Origin of the sequence: Frateuria sp. GZRe12, assembly GCF_051900535.1 — a bacterium.
Lineage (GTDB): Bacteria > Pseudomonadota > Gammaproteobacteria > Xanthomonadales > Rhodanobacteraceae > Frateuria_A.
This window is the reverse complement of the sequence record NZ_JBHZGI010000004.1, coordinates 165745-177478: the sequence shown is the minus strand read 5'-3', so window position 1 is coordinate 177478 and position 11734 is coordinate 165745. Positions and strand designations below refer to the sequence as shown.

Here is an 11734-nt window from a genome sequence, read left to right as displayed (position 1 = left end):
GCGCCCTCCGGCGCGCCGCGCCGCGGCATTCCCCAAGACCTTCCAAGGCATATGGACGTCTACCCTAGTCGCAACGTCGACATCCGCGTGCTTCGGATGCCGGCGTCGCATCACAAGCTGAACGCCTGCGGCGACCGCCTGCGGTCGGCCGGCGCTTTCCTCGACTAGGAAACGCCCGGCCCACTCCCGCGGTGCCGTCGGCACCGTACGAGGAGATGGGTCATGAACCTCCTTCGCGATCTTCCGTGGCTGCGCCTGTGGCGCCGCCTTGCCGTCGACCGCCGCCGCGCGGCGCGGCCGGTCTACGCCGTCACCGTTCCCGCGCCGCTCGCCGATGCGGGCCTGGCCGAACGTCGCAATCCCGTGGTGGTGGCCCAGCCGGCCCCGCTGCCGTGCGCGGTCAACGGATGAGCCTGCGTCCGTCGCGCAAGGGCTGGCCCCCGCCAGGACCTCGTCCCGTCCGGCCGCCCAGACGACCGGACCTGCGGTAGCCGGCGCGCGCCTGATCGAAGGCAAGCGTCGTTCGACGAGGCGAAAGACGGAAGCGGACAGATGATCAGGCAGACCCTCCACAGCGCGGCCGCCCGGGCAACCGGCAGAGGCGCGGCGCCGGCACGCGTGATGGCGGTCGACTACGCGCGGCTGCGCAACGACGAACTGCTGGCCCGGCTCGACACCGGCACGTCGGGCCTGGACGCCGAACGCATCGCCGCCCGCCTGCACCGCGACGGCGCCAACGAGGTCTCGCACGAGAAGCCGCCGCACTGGTCGCGCCAGTTGCTGCGCGCCTGCCGCAACCCGTTCATCGCGGTGCTTGTGCTGCTGGCCATCGTGCAACTGGCGACCGACCGCGAGGACCTCACCGGACCGCTGATCATCGCCGTGATGGTCGGCATCAGCGTACTTCTCAGCTTCACCCAGGAATACCGTTCCTCGCGCGCCGCCGAGCGGCTCAAGGCGATGGTGCGCAACACCGCCAGCGTCACCCGCCGCGCGGCTGACGGCCATAGCGAGCGCATCGAGGTACCGGTCGGCGAACTGGTCGCCGGCGACATCGTGCATTTGGGCGCGGGCGACATGGTGCCGGCCGACCTTCGCCTGCTCTCGGCCAAGGATCTGTTCATCAGCCAGGCGATCCTCACCGGCGAATCGCTGCCGGTTGAAAAAGCGGCGCCGACGGCGCGCGACCTGGCCGAGGGTGACGCGAAAGATCCGCTGGACCTGCCCACGGTCTGCTACATGGGCACCAACGTGGTCAGCGGCACCGCGATCGCCGTGGCAGTGGCGACCGGTTCGCGCAGTTACCTGGGCTCGCTGGCGCACACGTTGTCCGGACAGCGCGTGCAGACAAGTTTCGACCGCGGCGTGCGCTCGGTCAGCTGGCTCCTGATCCGCTTCATGGCGGTGATGGTGCCGGTGGTGTTCGCCATCAACGGGCTGGACAAGCACGACTGGCTGCAGGCGTTCCTGTTCGCGCTGTCGGTGGCGGTCGGCCTCACGCCCGAGATGCTGCCGCTGATCGTCACCGCGAACCTGGGCAAGGGCGCGATGGCGATGTCCCGTCGCAAGGTGGTGGTCAAGCGCCTCAACGCGATCCAGAACTTCGGCGCGATGGACGTGCTGTGCACCGACAAGACCGGCACGCTGACGCTCGACCGGATCGTGCTCGAACGCCACCTGGACCTGGACGGCGAAGCGTCGGACGAGGCGCTGGAATACGGCTATCTCAACAGCCGTTTCCAGACGGGCCTGAAGAACCTGATGGACAAGGCCGTGCTGGCCCACCGCAACCTCGAGCCGATGGCCGCACGCTTCCGTCTGGTCGATGAGATCCCGTTCGACTTCCAGCGCCGGCGCATGTCGGTGGTGCTCGCCGGCGACGACGGACAGCACCTGCTGGTGTGCAAGGGTGCGGTCGAGGAAATGCTCGCCATCTGCACCGCCGCACGGCTGGACGGCATCGACACCACGCTGGACGACGCCCGGCGCGCGGAAATCCGCGCGATGACCCGCCGCCTCAACGAGGACGGCCTGCGCGTGCTGGTGGTGGCGATCAAGCGGCAGGGCCCGAGCGGGCGCGCCTATGGCCTGGCCGACGAGGCGGGCCTGACCGCGATCGGTTGCCTCGCCTTCCTCGACCCACCCAAGGACTCCGCCGCCACGGCGATCGCGGCGCTGCGCGAACACGGTGTGGCGGTGAAGGTGATCACCGGCGACAACGAGGCGGTAACGCGCAAGATCTGCCGTGAGGTCGGCCTGGAAGTGGTGCATTCGGCGCAAGGCCGCGACATCGAACCGCTGGACGAGCCCGCGCTCGACGCGCTGGTCGCGCGCACCACCGTGTTTGCCAAGATGTCCCCGCTGCAGAAGGCGCGCGTGGTCAAGTCGCTGCAGCGCCAGGGCCACACCGTCGGCTTCCTTGGCGACGGGATCAACGATGCGCCGGCGCTGCGCGAGGCGGACGTGGGCATCTCGGTGGACAGCGCGACCGACATCGCCAAGGAGTCGGCCGACATCATCCTCCTGGAAAAGAACCTGATGGTGCTGGAGGAGGGCGTCATCGAGGGCCGCATCACCTTCGGCAACGTCATGAAGTACATCAAGATGACCGCCAGCTCGAACTTCGGCAACGTGTTCAGCGTGCTGGTGGCCAGCGCCTTCCTGCCGTTCCTGCCGATGCTGCCGCTACAGCTGCTGGTGCAGAACCTGCTCTACGACATCTCGCAGCTGGCGATCCCGTTCGACCGCATGGACGAGGAATACCTGAAGTCCCCGCGCCAGTGGGACGCCAGCGACATCGGCCGCTTCATGGCGTGGGTCGGACCGGTCAGCTCGATCTTCGACCTCACCACGTTCTGGCTGCTGTGGCACCTGTTCGGGGCGAACGACGTGGCGCACCAGGCGCTCTTCCAGTCCGGCTGGTTCGTGGAGGGGTTGCTCTCGCAAACGTTGATCGTGCACATGATCCGCACGCGGCGGATTCCGTTCGTGCAGAGCATCGCGGCCGCCCCCGTGCTTGCGCTGACGGTGGCCATCGGCGCGATCGGGCTTTTCATTCCCTACAGTCGACTGGGGGCCAAGCTCGGGATGACCGGATTGCCCCTGGCGTACTTCGGTTGGCTGGCCTTGACGCTGCTTTGCTATGCCGTGCTGACGCAGTTGGTGAAGCGGGTGTACATGCGGCGCTACGGTCGCTGGCTCTGACCTTTCGGGGAATTTTTCCTACGAATTTTGCCGATACCGCCACCAGCGGCCGACAGCTATAAAACCTGTCGGGGGAATCCTTGCCAACGTGTAGGGGTTCATATGCAAGCAAGAATTTTGATGGCTCGCGCGCTGATGCTGGCGGGCCTGGGATGCTGCGGCCTGCCGGTCGCGTGGGCCGGTACGGCGTTGCCCGACCACCAGGAATTCGAGGCGTCGCTGCAGGTTCCGTTCCAGGCGGTCGCCGGGCGGCCGGTGACGCTGCACTTCGCCTATCCGGGCGCCACGCCCGGCACGCCGGTCGCCTGGGAAGTCGCGCTGCTGGACCATGATGGGCGCGTGCTGCGCGCCTGGGACGGCCACAGCACGCTGCACGCGCGCACGGCCACGGCCCGCGTGCATTGGGATGGCAAGGGCGACCATGGCCAAGCCTTGCCAGCCGGCTATTACACGATGCGCCTGCGCGCGATCGCGCTCGACGAGGCCAACATCCGGCAACTGGGAACCGGCCTGCCTGGCCACGCGCTGGCCCTGGCCGCCGATCGCGCACCCGACCGCATCGAGGAGCAGCGCTACGACATCCAGGTGGGCGACGTGTCGTCCGCCCGCGTGCCGTCCTTCCATGCGCTGCCGCGCCATGACGAGACGCTGCAGGCACAGTCGGTCGGCGCCGGATCGCTGCCGTACACGATCTACTACGGCAACCTGCACAGCCAGACCAACCACAGCGACGGTGGCGGCGACCTGGCCACCTGCGACAGCGAACAGGCGCCGCAGAGCAGCGCCTACGGCCCGACCGACGCGTACCAGTACGCGATGAACCGCGGGCTCGACATGCTGATGACCTCCGAGCACAACCACATGTTCGACGGTTCCACCGGCACCAACACCTCGGCCGATCCGGCCACGGCCAGGAACCTGTTCGCCTCGGGCCTGCAGGCGGCAAGCTCGTTCCGTGCCGCGCACCCGAGCTTCCTCGCCGTGTACGGCCAGGAGTGGGGCGTGATCAGCAACGGCGGCCACATGAACATCCTCAACGCCGACGGCCTGATCGAGTGGGAGAAAAACAGCGCCGGCCAGGTGATCGGCGACTACTACATCGCCAAGGGCGACTACGCCTCGCTGTACACGCTGATGCGCCAGCATGGCTGGATCGGCCAGTTCAACCACCCGGCCTCCAGTGGGCAGTTCGTGGTCAACGGCACCAACTTCGGCTACACCGCCGACGGCGACACGGTGATGGTCCTGGCCGAGGTGCTCAACAGCTCGGCCTTCTCGGCCAATACCAGCGAGACCGAAACCTCGCGGCCGAACTACGAGACCGCCTTCAACACCATCCTCGAACGCGGCTACCACGTGGCGCCGAGTTCCGACCAGGACAACCACTGCGCCAACTGGGGCGCGAGCTACACCAACCGCACCGGCGTGCTGATCCCGAGCGGCACGGCGCTCAGCCTGACCAGCTTCCTCGATGCGCTGCGCGCACGCCGCGTGTTCGCGACGGAGGACAAGACCGACCAGATCGTGCTCACCGCCAACGGGCATGTCATGGGCGAGCGCTTCAGCAATTCAGGCCCGCTCACGCTCACCGTCAACTACGCCAGCACGTCCGGCGACAGCGTGCAGCGCGTGCAGGTGTTCCAGGGTGTGCCCGGCAGCAACGGCACCGTGACGTCGTTGTCCGAAACCGCGACCACCACGATCACGCCGGCCGCGGGCGAGCATTTCTACTACGCCAAGATCACGCAGGCCGACGGCAACCGATTGTGGTCGGCGCCGGTCTGGGTGAGCCAGGGCAGCGGCGGCGGTGGCGGCGATACCACGCCGCCGACGGTCAGCGCCTCGGAAAGCGGCAGCGCGGGCACGATCACGCTGGCGGCGACGGCGAGCGACAACGTCGGGGTCAGCCGCGTGGAGTTCTACGTCGATGGCGCGCTCAAGGCCACCGACAGCAGCTCGCCCTACCAGGCCAGCCTCGACTCCACCACGCTCACCGACGGTTCGCACACGCTCGTCGCCAAGGCCTACGACGCGGCCGGCAACGTCGGCAGCAGTTCGGGCGTGGGCTTCAGCGTCGCCAACGGCAGCGGCGGTGGCAGCAGCCAGTTGCTGAGCAACGGCGGCTTCGAGAGCGGCGCCACCGCCTGGACGCAGACCAGCGGCGTGATCACCAGCGACAGTAGCGAGGCAGCCCACGCCGGCAGCTGGAAGGCGTGGCTGGACGGCTACGGCAGCAGCCACACCGACTACGTGCGGCAGCAGGTAAGCATCCCCTCGACGGTGAGCAGTGCCACGCTGGACTTCTACCTGCACATCGACAGCGCCGAGGGCACCGGTACCGCCTACGACACGCTGCAAGTGCAGGTGATCACCTCCACCGGCAAGTACGTCACGCTGGCCACCTACTCCAACACGGACGCCGCCAGCGGCTACCAGCACCACACCCTCAGTTTGAGCGGCTACAAGGGACAAACGGTGCAGGTGAACTTCTACGGTGTCGAGGACGGCAGTCTGCAGACTTCGTTCGTGGTGGACGACGTGGCGGTCAAGACCCAGTAAGGGCAAACCTGTCGGGGCCCACTTGCGGGCGATGTCCTTCTGCGGATCGGCGCAGCGGGAACATCGCCGAGTGGGCCCCTACAGCGTCGGCGGCGCCTTTGCGTAACGACGCGCCAGCACCGCGCACACCATCAGCTGCAACTGGTGGAAGATCATCAGCGGCAACAGCAGTGCCCCCAATCCGCCGGCCTGGGAGGCGAACAGGATCTTGGCCATCGGCACGCCGCTGGCCAGGCTCTTCTTCGAGCCGCAGAACACCAATGTGATGCGGTCGGCACGGGCGAAGCCGAACAACCTGCCAGCCGCGCTGGTGCACAGCAGCGCCAGCGCGAGCAGCAGCGCGCCCACGCCGAGGGTGGCCAGCACGGCCAGCGGCGCAGTGGCGCGCCACAGGCCGTCGACCACCGCCTCGCCGAAGGCGGCGTAGACCACCAGCAGGATCGTGCCGCGGTCGGTGAACCCCAGCAGCGGGCGATGGCGGTCGATCCAGTGCCCGATCCACGGCCGCAGCAGGTGCCCGATGGCAAACGGCAGCAGCAACAGCCTGACGATCTGCCACACCCCCGCGGCGCCGGGCGCGTGCCCGCCGTGCGTGGCCAGCAGCAGCTCGACCAGCAGCGGCGTCAGCACGATGCCGATCAGGCTCGACAGCGAAGCGCTCACCACCGCGGCGGGCACGTTGCCACCGGCGATCGAGGTGAACGCGATCGAGGACTGCACCGTCGACGGCAGCGTGCAGACGAACAGCACGCCAAGCGCCAGCGACGGCGTCAACAGCGCGCGCGCCAGCGGCGCCAGCAGAAAGCCCAGCAGCGGAAACAGCACGAAGGTGCTGGCGAACACCGCCAGATGCAGCCGCCAGTGCGTCACGCCGCGAAGGATCGCCGCGCGCGAAAGCTTCGCGCCATGCAGGAAGAACAACAGCATGATCGCCGCGTCGGTGATCCGGTCCAGCCAAACGGCCGCCTCGCCACGACACGGCAGCACCGTGGCCAGGGCGACGGCGGCGAGCAGGGCGAGGGTGAAGCGGTCGGGCAGCAGGCGGCGCAGCAGGGCAGGGGGCATGGGTGCGAAGGCGGCGAACGCAGCGTTGGATTGTAGCGGGCCCGGATCAGTTGCCCATGCCGCAGCGCGTGCGCCGCCGACGGCGCCACCACAGGACCAGCCCGGCCAGCAGCACCAGCGCGCCGACGATCCAGAGCCCGTGCTGCCCGCGCCCGATCCACATCGCGAGCCACTCGCGGTTGTTGGCGCCGAAGTAGCCCAGGTACACCCACACCGGCACGCTGATCAGCGCGGCCAGCCCGTCGAGCAGGAAGAAGCGCAGGAACGACACGCGGTGCGTGGCACCCGCGGTCACGTAGACCGCCGTGCGCATGCCGGGCAGGAAGCGCGCGAGGAACAAGAGGCGGTTGCCGTAGCGGGCGAACTTTTCCTGCACGCGGCAGTAGCGCTCGGGCGTGAGCAGGCGCGCCACCAGCGGCCACTGCATGATGCGCGCGCCGTGCCGATGGCCGAGCAGGAACATCGCCGCGTCGCCGGCCAGTACGCCGACCAGCGAAACCAGCGCCATCACGTGCACGTTGGCGAAACCCAGGCCGGCGATTACGCCGCCGGCAACCAGCGTGATGTCTTCCGGCAGCGGCGCGCCGGCGCCGCACAGCAGCAGCGCGGCGAACACCGCCAGGTAGCCGCTTTCGGCAAACAGCAGGATCAGCCGTTCAAGCAGCGGCATCGTTGGTCCTGGCGGGCGCGCGCGCCGATCGGGAATGGCGCACGCGCCAGGAAACATGCCGCATCGATCAGCCCTGCGTCGGGGAGGGGCGGCGTGCCGCCAGCAGTTCGCGCAGTTCGGCTTTCTCGGCGCTGGTCAGCGTGCCGTCGCGGTGCCGGGCGGTGAGCGCCTCGCGGCGCAGCGCGGTGGCCTGCTCGTCCATGCGCCGCAACGCGTCGAGGAACTCCTCGCGCTGGGTCTCCAGTTCGCCGACCACCATCGCCGCCATCAGCTTCTGCAGCGCCGGATACTCGGGGCGTTCGGCAAAGTGCTCCACCAGCATCGCCGGATTGATGCCCGGGCGGGCGCGGCACAGGTCGATCAGCTCTGCCAGCAGTCCGACGCCTGGCTTGTCCAGGCGCAGGAAGCGGTAAGGCGGTTCGACCAGGTCGGCCAGTCCCGGTTGCGCCAGCAGCAGCGCGATGGCGCTGCGTACCAGCGAGCGCTGCACGGCCACCGGACGCTGCACCGCGCGGCGCGAAGCCGATTCGGCGGGCACGTTGGCGCGCGCGCCGGTGCGCTTTTCCAGTTCCTGCGCCATCAGGTCGCGGAAGGCGCCGTCGGGAAGCCTGGCGATCAGCGGGCGCGCGCGCTCGGCCAGCCGCGCGCGGCCGTCGAGGCTGGCGGTGTCCACGTCGTGCGCGAGTTCGCCGAAGAAATAATCCGACAGCGGCGTGGCCTCCTTCAGGCGCTTCTCGAAACCTTCCTTGCCTTCCTTGCGGACCAGCGAGTCCGGGTCTTCGCCGTCGGGCAGGAACAGGAAGTACGCCTGGCGGCCATCGCGCAGCCGGGGCAGCGCCGCATCCAGCGCCTTCCACGCCGCGGCGCGGCCGGCCCGGTCGCCATCGAAGCAGAACACCACGTCGGGCGCGGCGCGGAACAGCACCTCGGTGTGCTCCGGCGTGGTCGCGGTGCCCAGCGTGGCCACCGCGATCGGCAGGCCCGCCTGGTGCAGCGCGATCACGTCCATGTAGCCCTCGACCACCACGATGCGCGCGAGCTGGCTGTTGGCCTGCTTGACCTGCCACAGCGCGAACAGCTCGCGGCCTTTGTGGAACAGCGGCGTTTCGGGCGAGTTGAGGTATTTGGGGGAGCTTTTTTCAGGAGTGCGGGCAGGGATGCCCGCTTCTTGATCTTCGCGCGAAGGACTCGCGCTCGAAGAACCGCTCAACACCCGTCCGCCGAAGGCGATCACGCGACCGCGGCGGTCGAGGATGGGGAACATCAGCCGCTCGCGGAAGCGGTCGTAGCGATGGCCCCGCTCGCCGGTGGCGACCATGCCCGCTTCGGTGAGCAACTGCATGCGACGGTCGCTCCCGCCCAGCGCCTTGATCAGGCCGTCGTAGCCGGCCGGCGCCCAGCCCAGGCGGAAGCGCGCGATGGTGTCGGCGTCCAGCCCGCGCTTGCGGCAATAGGCCTGCGCCTCGGCGTTCCTGGGCAGCTCGGTTTCGTACCAGCGCGCTGCATTGTCGAGCAGTGCGTAGAGGTCGGTCTTGTCCTCGCGCGGTGCGGCTTCGCGGCCGCCCTCGCGCGGCACGGTCAGGCCGACCGCCTGCGCCAGTTCCTCCACCGCGTCGGGGAATTCCAGCCGCTCGTAGTCCATCAGGAACTTGACCGCGCTGCCGTGCGCGCCACAGCCGAAGCAATGGAAGAACTGCTTGGCGGGACTGACGTAGAACGAGGGCGTGCGCTCGTTGTGGAACGGGCAGCAGGCGGTCCACTCGCGCCCGGCCTTCTTCAACGGCACGCGCCGCTCGATCACGTCGACGATGTCGACGCGGGCGAGCAGTTCGTCGATGAAGCTGTCAGGAATACGGCCGCGCATAGGCGGCTAGTCTAGGGCTTGTGCCCGTGTTCCGGGGCGCCTGCGGCAATGCGCGAAGGCGGGCCGTCGGGCCCGCCTTCGTGCGCGCAACGCGCGATGGCTTTCGCCCCGCTACAGGATGTGGAACACCCCGATCACCGCCAGCAGGGCGATGATGAACAGGATCACGAAGATCACGAACAGGATCTTGGCGATCGTCGCGGCGATGCCGGAAATCCCGCCGAAACCGAGCCAGCCGGCGATCAGCGAGATGATGGCGAAAATGATGGCCCACTTCAGCATGCGGCTTCTCCCTTGCCGCGCGGCCGGGGGCGGGAGCCTCCGATCCGGCGACGCCGCAACGTTGTAGGGGAAGCGGCGTGAAGGGTGCGCATCAGCTCGCTCCGTGCGGCGTGATGCTCCCTTGCTCCGGCTTTCCGAATGGGCAAGGAATCGGGGGAGGCCTCAGCCGCCCAGTCGCGCCTTGATGCGCGAGGACACTTGCGCCATGTCGGCGCGGCCGGCGGCGCGCTCCTTGACCAGGCCGACCACCTTGCCCATCTCGCGCTGGGAACTGGCGCCGGTCTGCGTGATGGCCGCGTCGATGAGTGCGTCGATCTCGGCCTCGGACAGCTTGGCCGGAAGATAAGCTTCGATCACCACCATCTCGGCGCGCTCGACGTCCGCAAGATCCACGCGACCGGCGGCGTCGTACTGCACGATCGAGTCACGCCGCTGCTTGAGCATCTTTTCCAGCACGGCGAGGGTCTGCGTCTCGTCCAGCTCGATGCGCTCGTCCACCTCGCGCTGCTTGATCGCGGCCAGGATCAGGCGGATCACCGCCAGGCGATCCTTTTCGCCGCCGCGCATGGCGGCCTTCATGTCGTCGGTGATGCGCTGCTTGAGGCTCATGGGCTATCTCCGGAAACGCGAAAGGCCGGTGTCGCCGTGGAGGGCAACACCGGCCTTGGGGATGAAAGAACCACCGTGCCGCGCGCTACGCAGCGGCAGGCGGATCAGTACATCCGGGTCTTGCGCGAAACGTCGCGCGAGAGACGGCGCAGGTGGCGCTTCACCGCGGCGGCACGCTTGCGCTTGCGCTCCTGGGTCGGCTTCTCGTAGAACTCGCGCTTGCGGGTTTCGGCGAGGACGCCGGCCTTTTCGCAGGTACGCTTGAAACGGCGCAGGGCAAGCTCGAACGGCTCGTTCTCGCGAACTTTTACGCTGGGCATGAAAACTCCGGGTGGTAAACTGGCCCGCCAACCTGGCGCGCCTGTGGAATAGGGCGAGCCGCGAAGTATAGCGTGCACACCAGCCAACTTTCAAACCCGTCCAACAAGCCCGTCCTCGGCGTGGAAACTTCCTGCGACGAGACCGGCGTGGCGCTGCTGCGCTGGGAGCCCGAGGCCCCCGGCCGCGGCCTGCTGGCGCACGCGCTCTACAGCCAGATCAAACTGCATGCCGACTACGGCGGCGTGGTGCCCGAACTGGCCAGCCGCGACCACGTGCGCAAGCTGCTGCCACTGGTGCGCGAGGCGCTGGCACAGGCCGGCATGACCCCCGCCGACCTCGGCGGTGTGGCCTACACCGCCGGCCCCGGCCTGGTCGGCGCGCTGCTGGTCGGCGCGGCGGCGGCCCGTGCGATGGCCTGGGCGCTGGACGTGCCGGCGATCGGCGTGCACCACATGGAAGGCCACCTGCTGGCGCCGCTGCTCGAGCCCGACCCGCCCGAGCCGCCGTTCGTGGCGCTGCTGGTCTCCGGCGGCCATTCGATGCTGGTCGAGGTGCGCGCGATCGGACAGTACCGCCTGCTTGGCGACACCCTGGACGATGCCGCCGGCGAAGCCTTCGACAAGACCGCCAAGCTGATGGGCCTGCCGTATCCGGGCGGTCCGGCGCTGGCAAAGCTGGCCGAACAGGGCCACCCCGGCGCGTTCCGCTTCTCGCGCCCGATGACCGATCGGCCCGGGCTGGATTTCAGCTTCTCGGGCCTGAAGACCCAGGTGCTGCTGGCCTGGAAGCAGTCCGACCAGTCCGATCAGACCCGCGCCGACGTCGCGCGCGGTTTCGAGGAAGCCATCGTCGACACGCTGGTGATCAAGTGCCGCCGCGCGCTGGAAGCCACCGGCACGCACCGGCTGGTGATCGCCGGCGGCGTCGGCGCCAACAGGCGCCTGCGTGAAACGCTGGCGGCCGCCGGCGAGAAGGACGGTTTCCGCACCTACTTCCCGCGGCTGCAGTTCTGCACCGACAACGGCGCCATGATCGCCCTGGCGGGCGCCATCCGGCTGGCGGCGGGCCAGGGCCAGGACGAGTCGGTCCGTGTATCGCCGCGCTGGGATCTGGAAAGCCTGCAGCCGGTGTAGGACGAAAAGCGATGCCCTAGACTGGCG

General features: G+C 68.7%; 10 protein-coding genes. 4 read left to right on the top strand and 6 right to left on the bottom strand.

The features are described from left to right. Nucleotides 1-222: 222 nt before the first annotated feature. The 3 genes from ACFWZ4_RS11245 (at nucleotide 223) to ACFWZ4_RS11235 (ending at nucleotide 5763) form a co-directional block, all read left to right on the top strand. Nucleotides 223-411: a hypothetical protein gene (locus tag ACFWZ4_RS11245; RefSeq protein ID WP_439704768.1), complete on the top strand. Its 189-nt coding sequence runs from the start codon at nucleotides 223-225 to the stop codon at nucleotides 409-411. A 141-nt stretch (nucleotides 412-552) separates the two neighbouring features. Continuing rightward, the gene (mgtA, locus tag ACFWZ4_RS11240) at nucleotides 553-3204 is read left to right on the top strand and encodes a magnesium-translocating P-type ATPase (RefSeq protein WP_439704767.1); all 2652 of its coding nucleotides are present in this window, start codon (nucleotides 553-555) and stop codon (nucleotides 3202-3204) included. Nucleotides 3205-3324: 120 nt separating this feature from the next. Continuing rightward, nucleotides 3325-5763: a CehA/McbA family metallohydrolase gene (locus ACFWZ4_RS11235; protein ID WP_439704766.1), complete on the top strand. Its 2439-nt coding sequence runs from the start codon at nucleotides 3325-3327 to the stop codon at nucleotides 5761-5763. A gap of 78 nt (nucleotides 5764-5841) precedes the next feature. Here ACFWZ4_RS11235 and ACFWZ4_RS11230 read toward each other — a convergent pair whose 3' ends face one another. From ACFWZ4_RS11230 to rpsU, 6 genes are all read right to left on the bottom strand, one after another. Beyond that, the gene (locus ACFWZ4_RS11230; protein WP_439704765.1) at nucleotides 5842-6828 is read right to left on the bottom strand and encodes a bile acid:sodium symporter family protein; all 987 of its coding nucleotides are present in this window, start codon (nucleotides 6826-6828) and stop codon (nucleotides 5842-5844) included. 46 nt (nucleotides 6829-6874) lie between these two features. Next, entirely contained in the window at nucleotides 6875-7498 is a 624-nt protein-coding gene (locus tag ACFWZ4_RS11225; protein ID WP_439704764.1) for a DedA family protein, read from the bottom strand. 67 nt (nucleotides 7499-7565) lie between these two features. After that, nucleotides 7566-9362 (bottom strand): CHC2 zinc finger domain-containing protein, encoded by a 1797-nt coding sequence (locus ACFWZ4_RS11220; RefSeq protein ID WP_439704763.1) that lies wholly within the window; start codon nucleotides 9360-9362, stop codon nucleotides 7566-7568. Nucleotides 9363-9473: 111 nt separating this feature from the next. Then, entirely contained in the window at nucleotides 9474-9644 is a 171-nt protein-coding gene (locus ACFWZ4_RS11215; RefSeq protein ID WP_231349929.1) for a DUF1328 domain-containing protein, read from the bottom strand. 162 nt (nucleotides 9645-9806) lie between these two features. After that, nucleotides 9807-10253 carry a GatB/YqeY domain-containing protein gene (locus ACFWZ4_RS11210; RefSeq protein WP_439704762.1) on the bottom strand — a complete coding sequence of 149 codons (447 nt, stop codon included), beginning with the start codon at nucleotides 10251-10253 and terminating at the stop codon, nucleotides 9807-9809. 104 nt (nucleotides 10254-10357) lie between these two features. After that, nucleotides 10358-10573: a 30S ribosomal protein S21 gene (rpsU, locus tag ACFWZ4_RS11205; protein ID WP_055999514.1), complete on the bottom strand. Its 216-nt coding sequence runs from the start codon at nucleotides 10571-10573 to the stop codon at nucleotides 10358-10360. A gap of 72 nt (nucleotides 10574-10645) precedes the next feature. Between rpsU and tsaD the strand changes: the two genes are divergently transcribed. Beyond that, nucleotides 10646-11707 (top strand): tRNA (adenosine(37)-N6)-threonylcarbamoyltransferase complex transferase subunit TsaD, encoded by a 1062-nt coding sequence (tsaD, locus tag ACFWZ4_RS11200; RefSeq protein WP_439704761.1) that lies wholly within the window; start codon nucleotides 10646-10648, stop codon nucleotides 11705-11707. Nucleotides 11708-11734: the final 27 nt, after the last annotated feature.